This window comes from Flavobacterium sp. PS2 (genome assembly GCF_046250155.1).
Taxonomy (GTDB): Bacteria; Bacteroidota; Bacteroidia; order Flavobacteriales; family Flavobacteriaceae; genus Flavobacterium.
This window is the reverse complement of sequence record NZ_CP176426.1, coordinates 4649722-4674165: the sequence shown is the minus strand read 5'-3', so window position 1 is coordinate 4674165 and position 24444 is coordinate 4649722. Positions and strand designations below refer to the sequence as shown.

The following is a 24444-nucleotide window of genomic DNA, read 5'->3' as shown; positions in this document are numbered from 1 at the left end:
ACAATGAAAAACATTAATTTTAAACTGATTTTCTTATTTGCTTTATCCACTTTTGCAATCTCTTGTAGCAATGACGACGATGACAATACTACAGAAACTCCAAAGGAAACTTTGGCTGAATATAAGTATTTAAGAGTATTACTTTCTGATGAAAAAACAACAGAAATTACTCTTGTAAATCCAGTTGATGGTACTTCGAGTTTCTTTAATGCAAAATTTGCAAAATCAACTATTTACACAACAGAATCTGGTAGATATGCAGGAATTATTCATAGAGCTGATAATACTGTAGAAACTTTTGACAGCGGATTTGAAGGTCATGGCGATCATGTTGATGTAGACGGAATTCCAAAGTTTGGAGCATTAACAGGTCAATCGCCTATGCCAACTCATTTTAAAAGTAAAATTGGAGAACTATTAACTTTTAATGATGGTGATGGAACATTATCTGTAGCCAAAGAAGCTGATGTTAATACGGCAGGAGCAAAATTTAAAGTAATTAATGCTGGTTTATTAGCTCATCACGGTGCTATGGCCACTTTTACTAATGGCACTTATGCTATTACCCAAAAAGACAATTCGGTTGCAGGAACGCTTCCTGAAAAAGTAAAAATTATAGATAATACGGGTAAAACTCTTTTTGAATCTACAATTTCTACAAAAGGAATCCACGGAAATGCATCTGACGGAACGTATGCTGTTTTCGGTTCAGCAAGTGGTGTTCTTGTGGTTGAAAGTTCAGGAAAACAAAAACTTATTGCGCTTCCTGAAGGTTTTGGAACAGCATGGTTTGGAAGTATCTTGGAAACAAAAGCTCAAGGAAAATTTATAGGTTTTACTGCTGAAAAAGGGGCTTACTTAATTGATGTTATTAACGGAACAATTAAGCCAATTATACAAAGTGCTACTATTGCACAATATAAAGTAAGCTACAACATGAGCAAACTAGGAATTTTATTAAATAGTGGTGAATTTAAATTATTCAATTTAACTACGCTGCAAGTTGAAAAAGAAGGAAAAGTAATTGCTGAAATTGCAAAAGATGCGACTATGAAACCTCAAATCCAACTAACAGAAAATTTTGCTTATATAACTTCTCCAACTACAGGAGAATTATTGCAACTGAGTTTATCTAATATGACAATTGTAAAGAAAATAAAAGTATCTAATACTCCATACAGAATTACGATTCTTGGTTTTGAAAACAGCAAAAGTCATTAATCTTAATTTTCTAGTCTTATTCTAAAATCTTATTTAAACACATAGAAACATAGTCAAAGTGTGCAGAAAAGAACAAGAAAGAGAAATATTTTTCTTTCACATAGCTATGTGCATTTAAAATAAGTGAAACGCCTATTTTAAGAATACAAAATCTATGTTTCTAAGTGTTTAAATTAATTTATCAAACATTTTAAATAGTATTAATTAATAACAGCAGATGCTAAAATATTTTAGCATCTGCTGTTTTATTTCAATATTTTATATTTATAAGTTTTTCAAATCGTCAACTGTATAAAACTTAAGTTTATTAGCCTTTGCATACTCGCATATTTCTTGTAAAGCTGCAAGCGGTGTTTCTATTTTTTCATCGGCAACATCTACAGTTTTATGCCCATAAAAAATAACAATCTTATTATGTTTCTTGGCATAATCCATAAGAGTTTTATAATACGCAACATCAAACTGCTTGTAATCATCATCGATACCCAAACCATAAATAACTCTGTTTCCCTCATAATAACAATATTGTGATTCTGGATAAAGTTTACCATAAGTTGTACCTCTTATAATGTCAAAATATTTTAATAATTCTTTGTCCAAATCTGCATTGCGTGCTCCATCAGGATAGGCAAATGAGCGCAAATTAAACCCGTCTTTATCCATAGCAACTTTTAGCGGTAGTATCTCCTCTTTTATATACTTATCGATCCCGTATTTAGCCGAATATTTAAGTGCATTTTCATGATTATATCCATGGGCTGCTATATCGTGTCCCATATCTTGCAAATAGTGCAGTTTTTTCTTTTGCGTAGCATTCAAAGAATCATATTTACATATAAAAAAAGTCGCTTTCCAGTCTAAATGGCGCAGTCGTTTTTCGGCATTATACCAATCATCAATATAATTATCATCGAAGCTTAATATGATACCTGGCTGAGATTCTTTCTTTACTGGAAGAAGCGGTTTAGATTTCTTCTCTTCAGAATAAGTACTTGCTGTATAAAGTAAAATACCTATGGTAAAAAGACCAATAAGTGCATATATAATTCGCTTCATAGTGTAGATTTTGTAATCAAATTTAAGTATTATCCTGTAAAAAAAATCTACTTACTGTTATTAATTAATTTATTAATAAAGCTTCCCGATTTCATTGGTTTATTAAACTGCTGTGACAAAGTTTAACCCACTTCTTTGCCTAGGGAACACGGATAAAACAGATTCGCTAAAGCGAAAACGCAGATAAAAAACGGATTTTTAAAAACAAAAGAAAGAAATCCGTTTTGATCCGCGTCTTTACTTTTGTAAATCCGTATCATCTGTGTCCCATTATAGATAATATTGGCTATAAACATTCCACTCCGCTGAAGCTTTGACTATTTTTTTTACCACGCAGATTACAAAAGATTTAAGCCGATAAGCGCAGATTTTTTCTTCAATACTTATAAAACTAAATCTGCTTAATCTGCAAAATCTGCGTGCAAAAAAATAATATTTAATCTTCTCTCGCAGATTCTAAAAGATTTAAGCTGATGAACACAGATTTATTAATGACTAATTTTTAAAAATCCGTTTTGATCCGCGTCTTTACTTTTGTAAATCCGTATCATCTGTGTACCATTATAGACAATATTGGCTATAAACACTCCGCTACAGTTGAAAAACATTTTAATACTTTAGATCTTTCTGTTTAAATTTGCTGTTCAACTACAACTCATGGATTCTTTTACTCAAATTGTGTTAGGAATTGCAACTGCCGAATTATGTGCAGGTGAAAAATTGCAACGCAAAACGATTTTATATGGTGCAATTCTAGGAACTATACCTGACTTAGATGTTTTGTTTGGGCAGTTTTTAAACCCAGTAGATGGTGTAGCTATTCACCGGGGATTAAGTCATTCCTTATTATTTTTTGGCTTATTATCGCCCATTTTAGGTTGGCTTATTTCTAAAATAGAACAAGAGAAAATTAATTTCCGAAGTGCTACTGTTTTAGTATTTTGGTGTTTATTTACCCATGTATTACTGGATATGTTTACATCTTGGGGAACACAAATTTTCTGGCCTCTACCCGACCGAATTGCCTTAAAAACTATATTTGTAATTGATCCTTTATATACGCTTCCGTTACTTATTTGTTTAATTATAGGATTGCGCAAACCTACTTTCGCTTTGCGAAAAAAATATGTTTTACGCGGAATATATATTAGTTCGTTTTATCTCTTGATAACCTGTAGTTTAAAATTATATGCTTTACAACAATTTAAAAATGCATTGCAAGAACAACATATATCTTATAGTGATCTTATTGTAAAACCTACTGCCTTTAATTGTATTTTATGGAATGCTAATGTGGCTACAAAAGAGGCATATCTATTGGGCGATTATTCCTTATTTGATAGCCAGTCGATAACTTTTGAACGTTATGAAAAAAATAATACGTTATCAAAACAACTTTCTGGCAATCCAGATTTTGAAACCTTAAAAAAAGTGAGCGAAGGATGGTTTATTGTAACCAAAAAAGACAACGATTATTACTTTAATGATTTGCGCTTTGGCTTGCTTACTAAAGATCCCAAACAGCCTCAATTTGCCTTTAGCTACGTTTTTAAGGATGAAAACGGAAAACTAAAGGCTCAAGAAGTTCCTAAGCAAAAACGTGATGGAAAAGCCTTAATGCAAGGAATCTTAAATCGCATAAAAGGAAATTAAAAAAGGAACTATTCCATTTTGAGAAATATAATATCATTTTGATAGTATTCATTTTATAAAAAAGCATTAAAAAAACACATAAAACACTAATATACAATCGTTTAATTCATTACAGAATTTACAGGTATTATGTTTGCTTCAATAATGAAAATCTAAATCATTATGAACAACTATCCTGAACAAAAAAGACTACTGCATCGCAATAAATTAAAAAAATTGGCTCGAATAAGAATGAAAATAACCACAACCCATTTGCTATTCATCACTTATGCTGTTGTGTTAGTTTTTATTGCAATTTTCAAGTTAACAGGTCAATAGCATAAATAAATTATTAAAGTACAAAAGGTATTGCATTACATCATATAATTATTATTTGTATTTTAGTAATCAAAAACTACTATATGACCAAAAACCTCCTTTACTCCGTTTTGTTCAGTTGCTTTTTTTCTGTTTGCACTTTTGCTCAAGGACAATCCCTAAACTGGATAAATTCTCATGCATTACCCATTACCGACAATGAGAATGACAATAAGGCATATTACTCGCAGTTAACCAATCTGCTTAAGGATAACAAAATTTGTGGACTGGGAGAAGCTTCTCACGGAACTCATGAATTTTATACCGAGAAGAATCGCATTATTAAATACCTAATCACAAATGCCCAATATAAATCGATTGGTTTTGAGTTTGGCTATTCGGCGATAGAACCAATTAATGTTTATTTATTAACTGGAAAAGGGGATTTAAAACAACTCATGAAACCATTGCGATTGTTTAATACAAAAGAAATATATGATTTGTTTGAATGGGTAAAGACATATAATACCTCCAAAACTCCTAAGGATAAAGTTAATCTTTTTGGTTTTGACACCAATTATATCAAATCTGATATTGATGCGTCTGCCAACTTTTGTTCTGCTTATTTAACAAAAAATGCGTCTCTTTATACTAATGGATCAGCTGCAATACCAGTTTTAAAAAAGATAACAACTCCAGATTTTCCTCTATATGAATTATCTGATGATGAAACGGGAATTATTTCTCGCTTAAATACCGAAGTAAAACTTAAAGGCACATCGACAATTAAAGGTTTTAACGAATTTAAAAAATACATATCCCTTTTATACCAAGGAACATTATTATCTAATCCTTTGGCCAGAGATCAATTTATGGCCGAAAACCTTATCGACATCCAACAAGAAACTAAAGCCAAAACTATTATTTGGGGACACAATATCCATTTTGCAAAAGATACCAATATGCCTAAAGCAAAAGGAATGGGATATCATGTAAAAGAGAAATATGGCAATGAATATTACGCAATAGGTTTTGATACTTTTAAAGGAAAAGTGACTGTACTAGATGGCAATGATTATGTAGAACACAGTTTTGAAGCGCAACCAAAATCTTATTCGGCATTGTTTGCAGAAGCTAAGTTCCCTACTTTCTTTGTAGCCTTTGATACTGCCGAAGAAAGTCCTTTTTATAATGCAAATGGCAACATAACCAATATATACTCTAACTGGACTAATGTAATAGCATTACCTATGAAACCAGGTATTGATTTTGATGCATTAATTTTTATACGAGAAACAACTCCCTCGATTATATTAAAGTAATTAATTTAACCATATAAGTGATGTAAGTAAATATAAGCTGGTCTTTTCGGCAAAACTTAAATGAACTTACATCACTTATATGGTTCGAGAAATAGTTATTTTCTTTTTATAAAATATTACTTTAAATCATCAAATTCCAGATACAATTGTTTTAAGAGAGTAATAGAATAATTCGTTCCATTTGCATCAACCTGAATATCATTTCCAGCTACTCCAATTGGACTATTTTCAGATTTATTCACATTGATTAAACTATATTTTTCATTTTTTATAAGTGTAGTCAAATCTGTTTTTACTTCTAAAATCTGCTCAAAATCGGGTTTATTTGTAAGCTCATGAACCATAAATTGTTCTTTTACATTACCAAAAATTATAAAATTAGTTGTAGCCGGTTTTACTTCATCTGGATTAAACTTTTTATAAAAAATCACTTGTTTGATAGTTACCACAACATCCGAAGCTATTTTCTTCCCTCCTCTCTCAAAATGACCTCTGTAAAGATTTACTTTAAATGATTTAGGATTGTTAATCATATCTGGCAAAACAAATTCTTCGGGCTCAATCATATAAGTGTTATAATCCGGGTTCTTTTCCTGATCTGCTACAAATAGTTTCTTTGTTTTACTATCCAATTCTAGTTCCAAAATAATTTGATAATTATGTGGAGAATGAAACATTGGTAAGTGTGAAGCATAAATTTTTTCTTTACCAAAAATCAACATTCCATGTGTCGACGGTTTATCTGTACTACTATTATGATGTTGCGCATTTGACAATGTAATGAAAAAGAAAAAAAGCAATGAAATTGAATAAGATCTCATAATCAAAATTTAAAATATTTTTTGGCGAAGATAAAAAACACTCTAAAAAGTAATTGTTAACTAGTTGGTAAAAGATTAAATTAACTCTTTCGGATGCAATTACTGTTAAAACATAGAGCGCAAGGTTTTATGCAAGGTGCACAAAGTTCTTCCTCAATATTGTCACCCTGAGGTACGAAGGGTCTTCGCAAGAAACTAACACAAACTTGTCTTACATTATCGAGCTACTAGTGGTGACCCTTCGTGCCTCAGGGTGACAAGTTTGAGAGTATATTGAGTATATGTTCTACAAAGCTGTTATCAGTTTTGTAGAATCGTTTTTACCCCAACGACACATCATAAAAAAAACGAGTTAAAATATTTTTATAAATATTTTAACTCGTTTGAGTTTATAAAATCACAATCGTTTTATCTATTTAACTTCAGATAAACCACGTGTTAACCAACCTCTTTTATTTGCTGTAATAATTGCATAAGGAGTAATCCAGAATAAACCAAAGGTGTAAAACACGCTATAAGAATAAGCCCAGAATGACTCTGATACATTATGTCTTTTGGCATAAAATAAAGCCGAGAAACTAGATACAATCAATATACTTAAAAGCGTAGATCCTAAAAACAATAATGGATGTACTACTATAAAAAACAGCATAAATAACATGAATGGATATGCCATAACAATCTTAAGCGATTGATCTATAAATAATAATCTTGTACCAAATTTAGATCCTTTTCTAAAATCTTTAAAAACATATTGTGCCATCATTAAGTTTTCACGCACATTACTTCTTCCCCATCTAATGAACATTTTATATAAACCAGTATAATTTTCGGGTACGTTTGTTAATACGTATGAATTTCTTTGAAACAATACTTCATGTCCTTGTTTTAAGATCATGTTTGTCATTGCACGGTCTTCGCCAATGTCTGATGGTTGTCCCATAAAAGTTTGATCAATCCATTCCGGAAGACATGCAAATACTGCATCGCTACGATAAGCTGCTAAAGCTCCAGGAGTACAAAGTACAGATCCCAATACACTTTCGGCAGAACGCATGAACTCAAAACTCATTACGAAACTTACGTTTAACATTTTAGGAAGTATTGCTTTTTTATTATTTAAAACAAGTACATTTCCTGCAACGGCTCCACAATTTTTATTTGTAATAAACGGACTTACTAAGTTTCTTACTGTATCTTTTTTTACTACTGAATCACTATCTACAGTAACAAAAATTTCTCCGTTACCTAGATTAAATCCGCGGTGTAATGCATGACGTTTTCCTTGGTTTTTAGGCTGCTGATAGATAGATAAACGATCCCCTAATTTTACTTTTGCTTGTTGCATCCAGTACCAGGTATCATCTTTACTACCATCATCAATGGCAAGTATTTGCATTTTTTGCTCTGGATAATCGCTATCTGCTAAACTTACTAAAGTATCCCAAACCAGTTTACCTTCGTTGTAAGCAGGAACAATTATGGTACAAGTTGGCAATAACTCATCTGTAACAGATTCTATTGGTTTATATTTAAAATAAAGGAATAAATTAAATAGAAAAACACCCGTTTTAAAAAGAAAAAAGACTGTTGTTATAACCAAAAATGGATATCCCCACGTAGAATTTATTCTGTCTATATGAAATTGGTCAAAGTCTGATTGAAATTTATATACTAAGAAAGCTCCAGCAATCATTAATAAAAAAGTACTGATAAGTACCATAATCCCTAACGGACTTGATGTTTCTTTTATCGCTTTTGCGAATGATTTATCGTTAATACGAAAAAAAGAACCTGTTAATGAATCTCCGCTATTACCTGTATTGCTGCTTGTAGAGAATAATTGTTTTGAAATTGTTTCAGTTTTCATGCTTGTATTACTATCGTTTTCTATATTAAGGCTTTTATCTAAATGCCATTCTTTTTCGTTTCTTTTTCTCGTTTGTAAAGAATGGACAAATCCCAATTTAGCAAGCCCCGTGCCATTGTCCTTTTAAATAGAAATTGAGGCGATTACGATAGTTTTTGCATACTAGCTGTGTATAATTAGTATACAACTTGTGTAAAAATTATACACATTGTATCCGTTTTTATAAAAATAGAAGTCCGTTTTCACGAAAGAATCAGGAATAAAGCCTGTTGTATTTTGCAAAGATGATTATACGATTTTCATCTCATAATTGCTTGATAAAAGTACTGGGAGATATCCCAAAAAACTTTTTAAATTTTGCCCCAAAATAGGACGTATTTCCAAAATGCAATCTATCCGAAATTTGTAATATCGTTAGTTGTCTACCTTCAAGGAGTTCTTTTGCTCTATGCAATTTATTATTCATAAAGAACAAATTTGGCGTAGTTCCTGTTATTTCTTTAAAAAGAACTTTAAATTTTGATAGAGACATATTTGCATTAAAAGCCAGTTTTTTAATCGTGGGAAAATTACTTTCTACGTTATCCATTAAATACATTTGGCTAGAAATGATAGCATTAAAATCATTTCTATTAACTTCTTCGAGGATGATTCTTTTTTTTGATAATTTATTTAAATAGTTTGAAAGTAATAACTGAACACTTCCTTTTAGATTTAAATCAAATATTGCTTCTCCAACTTTTAGTTTGCGTAAATCGTTGAGAATATGATAACTCTCGTTGCTCATTCGGTCAAATTTTACAATTTCCCTATCTTCGTGATTCCTCTTTTTTTTAATACTATCAAAAGGTATATTATTCTTTTGAGCAAAAACTTGTAAGATATTTTTTTTTATAAAAACACAAAGCATATAAATTTTACTTCCTGCTTTAGCATAAAAATCTGATTGTAAGGCACCATCCATAATTAGTAAATTATATTTCCAAAGCCCTAAGTCATATACAATATCATCTTTTAAAATAGAAACTTCTCCTTCTGTCAGATTATAATACATCGCAACGAAATCATCTTTTACATTTTTCTGGGTTACTTGAAAATCAATATTATGAACCACATCTACATAAAACGCAACAATACCTTCATTACATTCTAGAAAATAACATGTTCCGGAATAATGACACTTCTTAGGAATAACTATAAAATTCCCTTCTATTTTAGCTCCAAGTTGCGCTGCAAAATGAGCAACCCAATCTAGATCTGCGCTACAAAAATGTTCAAATGTTTTCATAAAAACACCCGTTTTATAATTTAATTCATCTGAACAATTTAACCTCAACTATTTAATTTAAATAACAAATCAAAAAGAAACAATCGTACCAAAAGTGAATACTTAACTAAAACATCTAATATAAGCAATTGATTTTTCTTACATAATTTTCTAATGAAGAATACTCTGAATATTTATAATACAGAAATAAAATCTTCTTAACAACAACTCTTTTTTATAAATTTAATGTAGTCTGAAGGAGATTTTCCTGTATGTTTTATAAATGCCCTAAAACAAGTTGTTCTGGATTTAAATCCCGAATTCCAAGCCATTCCTTCAATAGTCAAATTATGATCAAAGTTGTCTATAAAATAACTTACTCTTTTACTATTAATATAATCCTGAAAACGAAGGTTATATTGTGTATTAATCAAAATAGAAAGTTGATGTACAGGAATACTCGTTTTTTTAGATAAATCGCGAATAACAAGATTTCTATTCAAAAAAATCTTTTCTTTTATTACAACTTCGTTCAAAGCCAAAAGATATTCTTGCCTTTTCTGCTCATCAAATAAACTTAATGTTTGCAAAGTATTTTTTATAGATGTTTTTATAATCTTATTTTTATACTTCGCAAAAAGGAATAATCTATCAATAACTTTAGCACTATAAATCTGGAGTTTACGCATTTTTTTTAATCAACATTAAGAACTTTCTATTATTTATAACACGGCATATATAATAACAAACCTTAAATAAATAACCATACACAACTGTATCACAAACAAATACAGTTGCGTTTTTAGGCTTAGAAAATAAAATTATATTAGGAAGTAAAGGTCTAGAGTATTCTTTTATACATTGTTCACTAAAAAGCAATAATGTCTTGCGTTAAGCCATTTTTGATTTAAAACATAGGTAAAACTCAAAAAATAAAGGCATAAAAAAGCTGTAATATTGCTTTACATTAGGAACTAGAAATACTAATCCTGAGCAATATAATGGAAAGGGAATTATTTAATAAAGAGGAAAATAAAAAGAAAACTAGTTAGCAGTTGTTAACGTTTTAATAAGCTCATCTAATTTACTACCGTGAATATTTTTGGCAAGAATAATTCCGTTTTTATCAATTAAAAAATTAAGTGGAATTGCTTGAATTTTATAGTTTAATACAACAGGAGAATCCCAAAGTTTTAAATCACTTACTTGTATCCATGGCTGTTTTATTTTTGCCATTGCGCCTAACCAAGCCTGTTTTTTAGAGTCTAAAGAAACACCATAAATCAAAAACTTATTAGGATATTTTTGGTACAATTTTATTAATTCAGGTTGTTCCTTAACACAAGGTCCACACCATGAAGCCCAAAAATCAACAAATACCAAAGAACCTCTTAAAGAGGAAAGAGTAACTACATTGCCTTTTGTATCCGGAAGATCTATATCTGGAATTATGTCTCCTACATCAAGACCTTCGGTTTGTGCATTGATACTCGTAAATGAGCAAATTAAAAATGTAAGCGTAAAAAATAAATTCTTCATAGGTTATAATATTTTCAGGGCATTGAAACAAAACAGTCTATCTAAAAAGAAATAGCACGATTAATAATAGTAGGATCGTTTTTATTTCTTGTGGCGAATTTATAAATATTTTTTTCCTTAACCTACATTAAAAAGTTCCTTCGATTATTAATTACTATGATTAATAATCGAAGGAACTCAATACTTTTTAAAACTAAATTCATGACTACATTATAAAACAAAATAAGCATTGCAAATCTTAAAACAGCTTTTTTTGTTATTATAAAACTGACGTATTTAACATATAATTACGAACCAAAACCTTCTAATTTATTTTAGAAACACATTTTACCTTCATTTTGTAATCTATTATTGCATTAAATAATATCGTAATACATTCTTTTACGGCTATTTAAATTGCAAAAAAAATCCATACATCTTTTATAACATATGGATAGATTCTTTAAAAATCAGAAATCAATTAAGGAGTCTCCGTTTTAGGAGCAACTGTATGGATTTCTTTCCAAACAATTCCGAGTTTCTCACTATTATTTTTCCTTATTTTATTAGCGAGAGGAATATTATCTGATAATTTTAGTCCGTATGACGGAATCATCTCTTTTATTTTCTCTTGCCATTTTGGTGTCTTAAGTTCATTTTTAAAACATTTTTCTATTACCTTGAGCATAATCGAAACCGAGGTTGATGCTCCTGGCGATGCACCAAGCAAAGCAGCAACACTTCCGTCTGACGCTGTTACGACTTCGGTACCAAATTGTAAAATCCCCCTTTGTGTTGTATTGTCAATTTTTATAACCTGAACCCTTTGCCCAGCAATTTTTAAATCCCAATCTTCCATCTTGGCTTTAGGAAAATATTCCTGCAATGCCGCCAATCTTTGTTCGGGTGTGAGTACAACTTGTTCTACCAAATACTTTGTAAGCGGAACATTGTCCAAACCAGCTTCTAACATAGGTCTTATATTATAGAAATTAAACGATGCAGGCAAATCTGCCCAAGTTCCGTTTTTAAGAAATTTGGATGAAAATCCTGCAAAAGGTCCAAATAAAAGTTCTTTTTTACCATCAATAACTCGCGTATCAAGATGCGGAACCGACATTGGTGGTGAACCTACCGAAGCTTTTCCATATACTTTGGCTTGATGCTGCGCTATTATTTTAGGATTATTACACACCAACCACTCCCCGCTTACAGGAAAACCTCCATAACCTTTTGCTTCAGGAATATGTGTTTTTTCTAGTAATGGGAGCGTTGCTCCTCCTGCTCCTATAAAAACAAACTTCGCATTAATGGTTTTGGTTATATTATTTTTTAAGTCTTTAATATACACTTTCCAAGTACCATCTTCATTCCTTTTAAAATTGGTTACTTCATGATTTACTTCCAACTTCATTTTTCCAGATTTCACAAGATTAGAAGTCAGCTCATTAGTAAGTGCTCCATAATTAACATCGGTTCCAATATCAATTTTTGTAGCAGCAACTTTTTGCGAAGGATCTCTTCCGTTCATTACAAGCGGAATCCAATTATTGATTTGTTTTTGATCATCAGAAAATTCCATTCCGGTAAAAAGCGGTTCTTTCTGTAATGCCAGGAATCTTTTCTTAAGGTATTTTACATTGTCTTCCCCTATCACAAAACTCATATGTGGCGTTGGATTAATGAAAGTTTTTGGTGGGCCGATTTTATTATTTCCTACCAAATACGACCAAAACTCTTTTGAGATTTCAAAGGATTCATTTATCTCAACCGCTTTATGAGTATCAATACTACCATCTTTTAGTTCGGGTGTATAGTTCAGTTCGCATAGTGCAGAATGTCCTGTCCCAGCATTATTCCATGCCGATGAACTTTCCTGACCTACAGCATCAAGCCTTTCGTAGGCAACCATGGTCATGTCTGGATCAAGCTCATTTAGCATATTTGCCAAAGTCACACTCATGATGCCACCACCAACCAAAACTACATCTACTGTTTCGCCTTCGCTACTTTTCTTATCAGCGCATGATCCTAATATTAGAATGCATAACAAACAGATGAAATTCTTTTTCATTTGCTACTGATTTCAATTAGAATATTTATAATTTTTGAAAAAGAGAATAAAAATAAAAACAGAATGAATCCCGAAAAAAAAGTAGATGCTGGCAAAATCCATCCCCCAATTCCTCTTGGAGTCGCAATAAGGTACACTGTCCCTATTAGTGTTACTAAACCAACAACATAAGCCAAAAACTGGAATATAGATGCTAGCGTTTTAAGTGTTTTTTGCTGTTTTAAAATGGTAATAGAAGTAGCTGTAGTCATAATTATTACGTTTATAAGTTATTAATAATAAGATACTTAATTCCTATTAAAGATAAAAAAAAATATCATTACCTCTAAAAATTAATAATGCTAATTGCCTAATTACTAACTATTAGCCAAACCCTAATGTGTATATTTTACTTTTATAAAATTGAAGTTTCCCATTTTGTATTCACAAATTATCTATGAAATTTTGCTACTCTGGTGCTTTACGAAAATATATTTTTAATAAAAAAACAATCTAATATTGAAAATCAAATCCTTATCATTGTTTAAGAAATATGCTAAGTTTGTATTACAAGATTAAATATAAAAAGTAGTGCAATTAATGTAAAATACTTAATTAAACATTAGCAATAAAATTATAAAAATGAAACAAGCCATTATCAATACAACTATACATACTGGTGACGAAATAATAAATAACGGTGTCATTATTATCGAAAACGGAACGATTCTTTCTGTTCAAAATGATATTCCAAATGATATTGAAACGATTGATTTACAAGGAAACCATATTGCGGCAGGATTTATCGATATTCAGATAAATGGTGGCGAAAAACATTATTTTAGTCAGACTCCAACCGAAGAAACGATTCAGGATATATATGATTCAAGTCTTAAATACGGAACAACTCATGTGCTTCCGTGTTTAATATCATCATCTAACGAAACGATTCTTAAAGGAATTGAAGCTGTGCGTAGTTACAGAAAAAAGCATAACAATGGCGTAATCGGAATGCATCTGGAAGGTCCTTTTTTAAATCCTTTAAAACGTGGAGCACATAGTATTGACCAAGTGCGTAAACCAACTAATTCTGAACTTGAAGAAATTATACGACATGGAAAAGATGTTATAAAAGTAATCACGATTGCTCCAGAATGTTTTACTGATGAACAACTGAATATGCTATTAGAAAGCGGAATTACAATTTCGATAGGACATTCGACCATTACCCACAAAGAAGCGCAAGTTTACTTTTCGAAAGGGATAAAACTCGTTACCCATTTATTTAATGCCATGACACAATTTGGTCATCGCGAACCTGGTTTAGTTGGAGCAACTCTCGAAAATGAAAATGTTTATGCGCCCGTGATTCTGGATGGCGCACATTGTGATTATGCTGCAGCAAAATTGGCTTATAAACTAAAACAAGATAAATTTTTCTTAATTAGTGACGCTACATTTTTAGGGCGAAAAGTTTCTGATTTTAAATGGGATAATTTTGATGCACATCTGGAAAATGGCTTTTATAGAAACAACGATGGCAATCTGGCTGGAGCAGCTATATCAATGCAAGATGCAGTACAAAATGCCTATAATCATTTAGATGTTTCTGCAGATGAAGCTATAAAAATGGCAACTTCACACGTGGCTAATGCCATTGGTTTAGGAGATCAATTTGGGAAAATAAAAAATGGTTTCCCTGCTAGCTTTGTTCAATTCAATGCTGATTTATCGGTAATAGAAACATTAAATTTTGATGCTGTTACGGTTATTTAACCGCAAAGGTCGCAAGGATTTACGCAAAGAACGCAAAACTTTAAAATCTGTGGCTGAAAAAAGGAACGCAGATTACGCAGATTCGCTATCGCGAAAACACGGATAAAACGGATTTTTAAAGTTAAAATTCTTTTAATCTGTGGCAAAAAAATTAATCGCAAAGGCTCGCAAAGTTTAATCAATAGCTTTGCGAGCCTTTGCGTTTTTTTCTTTGTGTACTTTGCGGTTAAATCGAATCGGATTAAAAAGTTGAGGATTAAGCAACAAAATAACCGCAAAGGACAAGTTTGTGGAAATTCGTGTAATCTGTGGCAAAAAACTTCCTCTCCTAGTCTAAACCTCTACTTCTAAGCTTTCTTTTTCTAATATCATTTGCAACTGAGGAGCAAAACCCAATCCCCACTTATCGAGTGCTACAATTAATGGCAAAAGAGATTCTCCTGTTTCGGTAAGATAATATTCTACTCGTAGCGGAACTTCTGTGTAAACTGTTTTACTTAAAAGTCCATGAAATTCCAGTTCTTTTAATTGGTTTTGTAATACGCGCTTGCTAATACCACTGATTTCTTTTACTAAATCTTTAGGGCGCTTTATCCCTTTAGAAATTTCATCTAGTAAACAAAACTTCCACTTAGAACCTACCACTTCCATTGCAACAGTAAGACCACAATTATAATCTATTGGAATTTTTCGTTGATACATATCTTTAGTTTCATTTGTTAATTTACAAAAGTAAAGATAAAATAGAGTTCTTACTTCAGTTTTCAATGGTGATTAATTTATCACTACATGATTAATTCGCCCCTTATTGATTAATCCCTCTATGTATTTGACCTTTGCAGTAGCAAATTTTAAAACTCATAACATGAAAACTTTAGTAATTATTATACATCCCAATTTAAAGAATTCGATTATAAACAAACGATGGATTGAGGAACTAAAAAAACATCCCGAAAAGTATCTCTTACATGATTTACATAGCGAATATCCAGATGAGAAAATTGATATTGAAAGAGAAAAACAGCTCTTAGAAACCCATGATTCAATTATATTTCAATTCCCTTTTTACTGGTTTAATTCACCGCCTTTATTCAAGAAATGGCTGGATGAAGTATTAACACACGGATGGGCATATGGCTCCAAAAGTGGATATAAACTAAGCAATAAAAAAATTGCTTTAAGCATCGCCGCAGGAATTAATGAAGAAGACTACAGTTTAACGGGTAGATACAAATACACATTAGAGCAACTAACTGCTCCCTTTGAAGTTACTTTTAATTATATAAAAGCCGATTATAAACCATTATTCGCTTTTTATGGTGCAGAAAATAATGCTACCCCAGAAAGAATAGAAAAGAGCACACATGATTATATTTCATTTATAGAGCAATTATAATAACTGAAATTAAACTTGTTTTAAACTTAACCTCATTTTAGACGCACTGCGATGCGTCTCTACTATATTGTAATCGCACAAAGGTGCATGCGTAAACAAAATGAAATAACCTCATGTTAGACGCACTGCGGTGCGTCTCTACTTTATATGGTTATCGCACAAAAGTACATGCGTAAACAAAATGAAATAACCTCTTGTTAGACGCACTGCGGTGCGTCTCTACTTTATATGGTTATCGCACAAAAGTACATGCGTAAACAAAATGAAATAACCTCTTGTTAGACGCACTGCGGTGCGTCTCTACATTATATTGTAATAGCATAAAAGTATATGCACAAAAAAAATAATCTTAAAACAGGTTACAATCTACTTTCTTTTAATTGTAATGCTCGTTGTAAAAAACTCTGATTAGCAATTTTGCTTTCAGCTTCATTAATCGCTTTCAATAAATTATTTTCATTATCAGTAATTTCATTGAGAACTTCGGAGATAATATCCCAAACAGGTTTCATTTTTAAGATAAGTTCTTGTCCTTTTGTAGTAAGCACAATTAAACGTTTACGCTCATCTTCTTTATCTTTTTTGGATCGGATAAGCTTCTGTTTTTCTAATTCTTTTAGCAAACTAATTGTAGAGGGATGTGTATAACCAATCTCATTGGCGATTTCTACAATACTCAATACGCCTTTATTATAAAGTGTATAAATTACTGGAAACCATTTAGGTTCAAACTCAATATCAAATGATTTGTAGAGCAAAGCGCCGTCTTTACGCAATTGTTCGCTAAGGCGTTGTAACCTTGTAGATAGTGCTAAAATCCCCGATTCATCTATAATATTCATCATATCTAGTTTAATTTTAAATGACAAAACACATTATCGGCTCCCATTACAGGAAAAGCCTCTGGAAGTGTTTCTTTCTCAATTCTTATAAAATTATTTCTCTCATAAAAACGTAAAGCTGCTTCTAATATCGAAACTGTTCCCAAATATAAATCAAGTATGTCATTTTCTTTGCTAAAAGCAATTAAAGTATCCAAAAGCTGTTGGGCAATGAATAACTCTTTGCCTCTGAACTCTTTTTTTACAAACATCTTTCTTATTGCGCCTTCCCTATCATCATATCTTACCAAGGCAATAGTACCAACCAATTCTCCATCTACAAATGCTCCCCAAAAACAACCTCCTTTTTCATGATAAAAACTATTTATTTCAAGAAGATCAGGCTGGTCTTGTAAAGTAATAGGAACATTAAATTCTTTTTGCTGAATGCTTAGTATTAAATCAACTACTGCTTCTGAATAGTCATTATTGATAGGAACAATTATTGTTTTCATTGCCAAAATATTTTATAACTCAAAACTACGTAGTTAAATACATAAAACAAAATTATTCTAAAAAAATATACTATTTGTAAAAATATAAACAATGATTTACCATCATAAAAAAAAAACAACAAGAAATCATAGTACCAATTATAAACGTCAATCAATATCAGTCATCTTTTATAGAAAATAGTTTACTCAAACTTTTTTCAAACAAAACAGATAATCTAAACCTTATTCAAAAATCACTTAAAACACTGCAAATAAGATACTTACGCATAAAACAAATTCTTTAAACAACGACAATTTATTTTTTTAGTATTATATTTAACAAATCTTTAGCAGGTAGAGCAGCCTACAAATTACTAAAAACAGTAATTTTGTAAAGTAATTTCTACAAAAAAAATAAATGCATAATCTAAAAAGCGAGATTTTAAAAATTAAGAATAAGACAAGATTTGTCCTATTCTTCTATTTTATATTTTTCCTGTTTTTTGGACAAAATTTGTTAGCAGATAATAACAAAGCAATACCATTATTAAAGAGTAGTCACAAAAAGGAAGTGTCTATTCAAAAAACCTTATCAGGAATAAATAATGATATTGATTCAATAATTTCAAATGAAGATTTAGATATAGAAAACCCATATTTCATTCCTTATGAAATTCTGGTTTACTTACAAACTAACTCATTTGATAATAGATTCTCACTTCTAAAAGAGAGTCCAAATAGTACGCAGTATAATTTACCGTTATTCTTACAATACCACGCAATAAAAATACCATAAACCTTCGGGTTAACTATTTTTAATACACAGAAACATAACTTCCAAAGTGTAGAAAAGGTATTCTTATCAAAAAAACGCATAACTCTATGTGCTAACTTTTTGATGTTTTAAAATTGCCTGAAACTTAATTTCGGAATCTATCTCCCTATGTATCAAGTGCCATTTTTACGAATTACATACAACAAATTACTTTACTGTTTTCCCCACTTTCGATGTACTCAAATTCGAAAGTAATTCACCGTATTCTTTAAACAATTTAAAAACAAAAAATATGCACTTAACTCCAAGAGAGACCGAGAAATTATTGGTCTTTTTAGCGTCCGAGGTCGCTTTAAAAAGAAAAGCTAGAGGATTAAAACTTAATTATCCCGAAACTATTGCAATCATAACAGCTTTTGTTATGGAAGGTGCCAGAGATGGCAATACTGTTGCCGAACTTATGCAAAGTGGTGCCAAAGTACTAACACGAGACGATGTAATGCCGGGTGTCCCAGAGATGATTCATGACATACAAGTAGAAGCAACTTTCCCAGACGGAACTAAACTGGTAACTGTTCACAACCCAATTCGTTAATCTAAAAAAACAAAAAATGATACCAGGAGAAATATTTATAAAAGAAGGCGATATCATCTTAAATGAAGGTCGTGAAACAACTAGTATAAAAGTAATTAATACAGGAGACAGACCAATACAAATAGGTTCACATTTTCACTTTTTTGAGGTAAACAGAGCCATGGAATTTGATAGAGAAAAAGCATTTTGCATGCGTTTAAACATTCCATCTGGCACTGCGGTTCGTTTTGAACCAGGCGAAGAAAAAGAAGTTAGCCTTGTAAAAATAGGTGGAAATCGCAGAATTATGGGACTAAATAATCTTGTAAACGGTGATGCCAATTCATCACATAATAAAGACATGGCATTAAAATTAGCTGAGCAATTAAATTTTAAAAATACATCAAATGAGTCTTAAAATAAGTAGAGATAAATATGCTAATCTAGCAGGACCAACAACTGGAGACAAAATTAGATTAGGAGATACCGATTTAATAATAGAAATCGAAAAAGATTATGCAGTATATGGTGACGAAGTAATTTTTGGTGGAGGAAAAACGGTACGTGATGGTATGGGACAATCCACAACTTCTATCCGTGAGCAAGGTTCGTTAGACCTTTGTATTACAGGAGTTATTATTATTGATCATTGGGGAATTGTAAAAGCCGATGTAGGTGTTCGCGATGGTAAAATCGTAGGTATTGGTAAAGCTGGAAATCCAGATATTATGGATGGTGTAGATTCTAATCTTATCATTAGTGCCTCTACCGAAGTTCATGGTGGTAGCGGTTATATCCTTACTGCTGGCGGAATCGATACACACATTCATTTTATTTGTCCGCAACAAATAGAAACTGCTTTGTATAGTGGTATTACAACAATGATTGGTGGTGGAACTGGACCAAATGACGGAACTAATGCTACAACAATTACTCCTGGAAAATGGAATCTTGAAAAAATGCTTCAGGCTGCAGAAGAATATCCTATGAATTTAGGTTTCTTCGGAAAAGGAAACTGTTCTACATCTAAACCGTTAGTAGAACAAATTGAAGCTGGTGCATTAGGATTAAAAATTCATGAAGATTGGGGAGCAACTCCTGCTGTTATTGATGCTTCTCTTACTGTAGCTGATGAATATGATGTGCAAGTTGCAATACATACAGATACCTTAAACGAAGCTGGTTTTCTAGAAGATACTATGACAGCGATTAATGGTCGTGTTATACATACTTTTCATACTGAAGGTGCTGGAGGCGGACACGCTCCAGATATTATTAAAGCTGCAATGTATAAAAATGTTTTGCCAGCATCAACAAATCCTACAAGACCATTTACAGTAAATACTATAGATGAGCACATGGATATGTTAATGGTTTGTCATCACTTAAGTAAAAACATTCCTGAAGATGTTGCTTTTGCAGATTCTAGAATTCGTCCAGAAACTATTGCTGCCGAAGATATTTTACAAGATATGGGAGTATTTAGCATCATGAGTTCTGACTCGCAAGCTATGGGGCGTGTAGGTGAAGTTGTTACCAGAACTTGGCAAACGGCTAGCAAAATGCGTTCTCAAAGAGGATATTTAGAGCCAGATACCGAAAATGATAATTTCCGTGTAAAAAGATACATCTCTAAATACACTATTAATCCAGCAATTGCTCACGGTATTTCTGATTATGTTGGATCTATCGAAATAGGTAAAATAGCCGATTTTGTACTTTGGAAACCTGCATTATTTGGTGTAAAACCAGAAATAATTTATAAAGGCGGATTTATTGCTGCTGCAAAAATGGGAGATCCAAATGCTTCTATCCCTACTCCACAACCTATTGTTTACAGAACTATGTTTGGTGCTCACGGAAAAGCTAAATATGGTACTTGTGCCACTTTTGTATCTCAAATTTCTATCGAAAAAGGAATTGTTGAAGAATATGGTTTGCAAAAAATGGTTTTACCAGTAAGAAACTGCCGTAACATCTCTAAAGCAAACATGATTCATAATGATGGAACTCCTGATATTGAAGTAAATCCTGAGAATTACAAAGTATTGGTAGATGGTGTACATATTACATGTGAACCTGCTACTAAATTGCCTTTGGCTCAATTGTATTTTATGTTTTAAGAGCTTAGCTAAAACTAAATTAAAAAAGTTATCACATGCTTATTAAAGAAATATTAGGTAATACTGCCCAGCAACCTTTAGGTAAACTAAAGGTTGACTTACTGGAAATAGAATGGTATGAATCTACCAAGCGCATCCAGCGAAAAACTAGCAATGGTGGTACCGAATTGTCTATAAAGTTCTTAAAAGAAGGACAACGATTACGTGATGGCGACATCCTTTATCAAGATAATGATACAGCTATTGTTGTGTACATAAAACCTTGCGAAGCTCTTGTAATAAAGCCTACTACGATGTTGCAAATGGGAACTGTTTGTTATGAAATTGGCAATAAACATATGCCACTTTTTATACAAGACGATAAAGTATTAATGCCTTTTGAAATGCCCATGTTTAGATGGTTAGAAGCCGCAGGTTACCAGCCTACAAAGGAAGAACATCAATTACTGAATTTATTAAAATCAAACGTAGAACCTCACGGTCATGCGGGAAGTACTTCTTTATTCAGCAAAATTATTAATATCGCCTCAAAAAATGACCAATAAATTTTTAGGCAGTTTACTGCATATAGCCGATCCCACATTGCCCATAGGAGGATTTTCCCATTCTAATGGATTGGAAACTTATGTGCAAAACAATATCGTAAAAGATACCCCATCGGCTGAAATTTTCATTGAAAACATGCTTAAATACAACATCAAATTCAATGATGCCTCTTTTATGAAAATGGCTTATGAAAAAACGCTAAACAATGATTTGCAAGCCCTGATTCTTCTGGATCAGGAATGTACTGCATTAAAATCTCCCAGAGAAATGCGGGATGCCAGCCAAAAATTAGGGCTGCGATTCATTAAAATTTTCAGGCGGCATAAAGAATTTGATCTGGCTTTGCAATACGAGCAAAGCATTTATAAAGGCGATACAACGGGTCATTATGCTATTGCTTTTGGGATGTATGCCTGCTTAATGGAAATCCCTCTGGAAGAATCTTTGTTTGCCTTTTTTTACAACAGTTGCATCGGAATGATTACCAATAGTGTAAAATTAGTTCCTCTGAGTCAGCTTGACGGACAAGATATGATGTTTCGCTTTCAGCCTAAAATAGCGCAATTGGTAGCAGAAACCCTTTGTTTAGATAAAAACCTAATCGGAATGTGCAGCATTGCTTTTGATATAAGAGCCATGCAACATGAGAGATTATATTCAAGACTATATATGTCTTAAAACAATAATATTTAGAATAAAAATGGAAGATAGAAAATATGTGAAAATAGGTGTCGCTGGTCCTGTAGGATCTGGAAAGACAGCACTTTTGGAAAGACTTTCCAGAAAAATAATGGACGATTATAATATCGGGGTAATTACCAATGATATCTATACTAAAGAAGATGCCGAATTTATGGCAAAAAACAGTCTTTTACCAAAAGAGAAAATCATCGGAGTAGAAACTGGTGGATGCCCTCACACGGCCATTCGCGAAGACGCAAGTATGAACTTAGAGGCTGTAGATGAACTGGCAAAACGATTTCCTAACATCGAAATTATTTTAATCGAAAGTGGTGGTGATAACCTTTCGGCAACCTTTAGTCCAGATTTAGCCGATGTAACCATTTTTGTTATTGATGTATCTGGAGGTGAAAAAATTCCAAGAAAAGGTGGGCCAGGAATTACACGTTCTGATCTATTACTAATTAATAAAATTGACCTTGCTCCTATGGTTGGTGCAAGCTTAGAAGTAATGGAAAATGATGCTCGCAGAATGCGTCAGGGAAAACCATTTGTTTTTAGTAATCTTAAAACAGATGAAGGTCTTGACAGTATTATAGGATGGATTAAAAAATATGCCCTTTTAGAAGATGTCGAAGAACCAAAGTTATACCGCTAATGGATTCTAAATTAAGCATCGTAACAGGCTGTAGAGACGGAAACTCTTATATGAAAGATGTGTATGTAACACCTCCTTTTCGCGTTGTTCCTGTGGGGCAATTAAAAAAGGATGGTGGCGCATACTTAATGATAACCAATTCGTCACCAGGGATTTTAAATGGTGATAATTATTATATCGATATTCTGGTAGAAGAAAATGCTCGTTTGCAGCTATTATCACAATCCTACCAGCGTTTATTTAATATGGATGGTCATGCAACGCAAAATCTTGTTGCAAAAATGGAAGCAAACACTTCTTTCTTTTATGTACCACATCCGATTGTACCACATGAAAATTCAACATTTATAAGTACAAATACAATTTACATCGAAGATGATTGTGATCTTATGATGGGTGAAATAATTACTTGCGGGAGAAAACACCATGGAGAAATTTTTAAATATTCTCATTTTCAGAATAAAACTGAAGTCTTCCATAAGCAAAAATTAATTTTTAAAGACAATATTTTATTACGCCCCCAAATAATCCCATTAGATTCTATAGGTTGCTTAGAAACATTTACTCATCAAGGCACTTTAGTTTATCTGAATACTAAAAACATTAAAACTGATGATTTTATAGAAGATATTTACGAAATGATGGCAACTGAAAAGGAGTTGGAATTCGGAATTTCATCTTTACAAAATGATGGTTTTGTTCTAAGATTATTAGGCCACGGAGGAGAACAAATGTTTAATTGCTTCCAGAAAATACAGGAAAAAGTATGGGCTTTTAAAACCGAAAATATTTTATCATGACAGAGACATTATGGGCATTATCGCTCACCGCCATATCCATTAGTTCCATACATACCATGTCGGGACCAGATCATTATTTACCTTTTATTGTATTATCACGTTCAAGAAAATGGTCTGCTTTTAAAACCTATATGCTCACAATAGTTTGTGGTTTTGGTCATGTTTTAAGTTCTGTAGTTCTTGGTCTGATTGCTGTGTTTTTAGGCTGGCAAATGAATAAAATAAGCTGGTTTCAGGATATACGCGGAAACATTTCTGGCTGGGCTTTATTGATTTTTGGACTCATTTATTTAATCTATGGAGTTTGGCAAGCTTATAAAAACAAACCTCATAAACATTTTGATGTTCTAGGTGAAGATGTTTATGTTTTTGAACACAAACATGGCGAAATTGTAATGCCTGATAAAAGAGTAAAAGTAACACCTTTGGTTCTATTTGCAATTTTTGTTATGGGTCCAAGCGAACCCTTGATTCCTCTACTCTTTTTCTCAGGAACACATCGTTCTGTAACCGAAATCGTGGTACTTATTAGTGTCTTTACAATTTCTACCGTTCTAACCATGTTACTTATGGTAATCTTAGGTCGTTATGGATACAGCCTTATCAAGACTGAAAAACTAGAGCGCTACTCTAACGCAATAGGTGGTTTTGTAATTACAACTTGCGCATTCGGGATGGTATTCTTAGGATGGTAAACTGTTATAATTTCTTTATAAATAATT

General features: G+C 32.1%; 25 protein-coding genes. 14 read left to right on the top strand and 11 right to left on the bottom strand.

Annotated features, from left to right (window positions below):
* The first annotated feature begins 3 nt into the window (after positions 1-3).
* Positions 4-1221 (top strand): hypothetical protein, encoded by a 1218-nt coding sequence (locus ACJ6WR_RS20290; RefSeq protein WP_409416295.1) that lies wholly within the window; start codon positions 4-6, stop codon positions 1219-1221.
* Positions 1222-1485: 264 nt separating this feature from the next.
* Here the strand turns inward: ACJ6WR_RS20290 and ACJ6WR_RS20285 are convergent, their stop codons facing one another.
* Entirely contained in the window at positions 1486-2277 is a 792-nt protein-coding gene (locus ACJ6WR_RS20285; protein ID WP_409416294.1) for a polysaccharide deacetylase family protein, read from the bottom strand.
* Between the two features lie 657 nt (positions 2278-2934).
* Here ACJ6WR_RS20285 and ACJ6WR_RS20280 point away from each other — a divergent pair.
* Positions 2935-3930 (top strand): metal-dependent hydrolase, encoded by a 996-nt coding sequence (locus ACJ6WR_RS20280; protein ID WP_409416293.1) that lies wholly within the window; start codon positions 2935-2937, stop codon positions 3928-3930.
* Positions 3931-4331: 401 nt separating this feature from the next.
* On the top strand, positions 4332-5549 hold the full coding sequence (locus ACJ6WR_RS20275; protein WP_409416292.1) for an erythromycin esterase family protein: 1218 nt from the start codon (positions 4332-4334) through the stop codon (positions 5547-5549).
* Between the two features lie 116 nt (positions 5550-5665).
* On the opposite strand, the gene ACJ6WR_RS20270 is transcribed toward ACJ6WR_RS20275, so the two are convergent.
* From ACJ6WR_RS20270 to ACJ6WR_RS20240, 7 genes are all read right to left on the bottom strand, one after another.
* A complete protein-coding gene (locus ACJ6WR_RS20270) occupies positions 5666-6370 on the bottom strand; it encodes a hypothetical protein (RefSeq protein WP_409416291.1) in 705 nt (234 codons plus the stop codon).
* 412 nt (positions 6371-6782) lie between these two features.
* Positions 6783-8240, bottom strand: a complete 1458-nt coding sequence (locus ACJ6WR_RS20265; RefSeq protein ID WP_039114121.1) for a glycosyltransferase family 2 protein — start codon at positions 8238-8240, stop codon at positions 6783-6785.
* Positions 8241-8544: 304 nt separating this feature from the next.
* A complete protein-coding gene (locus ACJ6WR_RS20260; protein ID WP_409416290.1) occupies positions 8545-9528 on the bottom strand; it encodes a helix-turn-helix transcriptional regulator in 984 nt (327 codons plus the stop codon).
* A 197-nt stretch (positions 9529-9725) separates the two neighbouring features.
* Positions 9726-10196: a helix-turn-helix domain-containing protein gene (locus ACJ6WR_RS20255; protein ID WP_409416289.1), complete on the bottom strand. Its 471-nt coding sequence runs from the start codon at positions 10194-10196 to the stop codon at positions 9726-9728.
* Positions 10197-10551: 355 nt separating this feature from the next.
* Entirely contained in the window at positions 10552-11046 is a 495-nt protein-coding gene (locus ACJ6WR_RS20250; protein ID WP_039114098.1) for a TlpA family protein disulfide reductase, read from the bottom strand.
* 460 nt (positions 11047-11506) lie between these two features.
* Positions 11507-13099, bottom strand: coding sequence for a malate dehydrogenase (quinone) (gene mqo, locus ACJ6WR_RS20245; protein ID WP_409416288.1), 1593 nt, complete (start codon positions 13097-13099; stop codon positions 11507-11509).
* Positions 13096-13350, bottom strand: coding sequence for a hypothetical protein (locus ACJ6WR_RS20240; RefSeq protein ID WP_039114095.1), 255 nt, complete (start codon positions 13348-13350; stop codon positions 13096-13098). Before ACJ6WR_RS20240 ends, mqo begins: the two co-directional genes overlap by 4 nt.
* 370 nt (positions 13351-13720) lie before the next feature.
* Between ACJ6WR_RS20240 and nagA the strand changes: the two genes are divergently transcribed.
* Positions 13721-14854, top strand: coding sequence for an N-acetylglucosamine-6-phosphate deacetylase (gene nagA / locus ACJ6WR_RS20235; RefSeq protein WP_409416287.1), 1134 nt, complete (start codon positions 13721-13723; stop codon positions 14852-14854).
* Between the two features lie 333 nt (positions 14855-15187).
* Here nagA and ACJ6WR_RS20230 read toward each other — a convergent pair whose 3' ends face one another.
* Positions 15188-15556 (bottom strand): helix-turn-helix domain-containing protein, encoded by a 369-nt coding sequence (locus ACJ6WR_RS20230; RefSeq protein WP_039120302.1) that lies wholly within the window; start codon positions 15554-15556, stop codon positions 15188-15190.
* 163 nt (positions 15557-15719) lie between these two features.
* On the opposite strand from ACJ6WR_RS20230, the gene ACJ6WR_RS20225 reads away from it, so the two are divergent.
* Positions 15720-16250: an NAD(P)H-dependent oxidoreductase gene (locus tag ACJ6WR_RS20225; protein ID WP_409416286.1), complete on the top strand. Its 531-nt coding sequence runs from the start codon at positions 15720-15722 to the stop codon at positions 16248-16250.
* A 359-nt stretch (positions 16251-16609) separates the two neighbouring features.
* On the opposite strand, the gene ACJ6WR_RS20220 is transcribed toward ACJ6WR_RS20225, so the two are convergent.
* Both ACJ6WR_RS20220 and ACJ6WR_RS20215 read right to left on the bottom strand, forming a co-directional pair.
* Positions 16610-17092, bottom strand: coding sequence for a MarR family winged helix-turn-helix transcriptional regulator (locus tag ACJ6WR_RS20220; protein WP_409417942.1), 483 nt, complete (start codon positions 17090-17092; stop codon positions 16610-16612).
* Positions 17093-17097: 5 nt separating this feature from the next.
* Positions 17098-17586: a GNAT family N-acetyltransferase gene (locus ACJ6WR_RS20215; RefSeq protein WP_409416285.1), complete on the bottom strand. Its 489-nt coding sequence runs from the start codon at positions 17584-17586 to the stop codon at positions 17098-17100.
* A 397-nt stretch (positions 17587-17983) separates the two neighbouring features.
* Here ACJ6WR_RS20215 and ACJ6WR_RS20210 point away from each other — a divergent pair, with 397 nt between their 5' ends.
* The 9 genes from ACJ6WR_RS20210 (at position 17984) to ACJ6WR_RS20170 (ending at position 24417) form a co-directional block, all read left to right on the top strand.
* On the top strand, positions 17984-18361 hold the full coding sequence (locus ACJ6WR_RS20210) for a hypothetical protein (RefSeq protein ID WP_086894197.1): 378 nt from the start codon (positions 17984-17986) through the stop codon (positions 18359-18361).
* A 271-nt stretch (positions 18362-18632) separates the two neighbouring features.
* Positions 18633-18935, top strand: a complete 303-nt coding sequence (gene ureA / locus ACJ6WR_RS20205; protein ID WP_039114087.1) for an urease subunit gamma — start codon at positions 18633-18635, stop codon at positions 18933-18935.
* A 16-nt stretch (positions 18936-18951) separates the two neighbouring features.
* On the top strand, positions 18952-19332 hold the full coding sequence (gene ureB, locus ACJ6WR_RS20200) for an urease subunit beta (protein ID WP_039114086.1): 381 nt from the start codon (positions 18952-18954) through the stop codon (positions 19330-19332).
* Entirely contained in the window at positions 19322-21037 is a 1716-nt protein-coding gene (gene ureC / locus ACJ6WR_RS20195; protein WP_039114084.1) for an urease subunit alpha, read from the top strand. Before ureB ends, ureC begins: the two co-directional genes overlap by 11 nt.
* A 35-nt stretch (positions 21038-21072) precedes the next feature.
* Positions 21073-21582: an urease accessory protein UreE gene (gene ureE / locus ACJ6WR_RS20190; RefSeq protein ID WP_039114083.1), complete on the top strand. Its 510-nt coding sequence runs from the start codon at positions 21073-21075 to the stop codon at positions 21580-21582.
* A complete protein-coding gene (locus ACJ6WR_RS20185; protein ID WP_039120290.1) occupies positions 21572-22261 on the top strand; it encodes an urease accessory protein UreF in 690 nt (229 codons plus the stop codon). Before ureE ends, ACJ6WR_RS20185 begins: the two co-directional genes overlap by 11 nt.
* A gap of 22 nt (positions 22262-22283) precedes the next feature.
* Complete coding sequence (ureG, locus tag ACJ6WR_RS20180; protein ID WP_039114119.1) at positions 22284-22922, top strand: urease accessory protein UreG; 639 nt, start codon at positions 22284-22286, stop codon at positions 22920-22922.
* Positions 22922-23722 (top strand): urease accessory protein UreD, encoded by an 801-nt coding sequence (locus ACJ6WR_RS20175; RefSeq protein WP_409416284.1) that lies wholly within the window; start codon positions 22922-22924, stop codon positions 23720-23722. Before ureG ends, ACJ6WR_RS20175 begins: the two co-directional genes overlap by 1 nt.
* On the top strand, positions 23719-24417 hold the full coding sequence (locus ACJ6WR_RS20170; RefSeq protein WP_039120287.1) for a sulfite exporter TauE/SafE family protein: 699 nt from the start codon (positions 23719-23721) through the stop codon (positions 24415-24417). The genes ACJ6WR_RS20175 and ACJ6WR_RS20170 overlap by 4 nt, the downstream gene beginning before the upstream one ends.
* Positions 24418-24444: the final 27 nt, after the last annotated feature.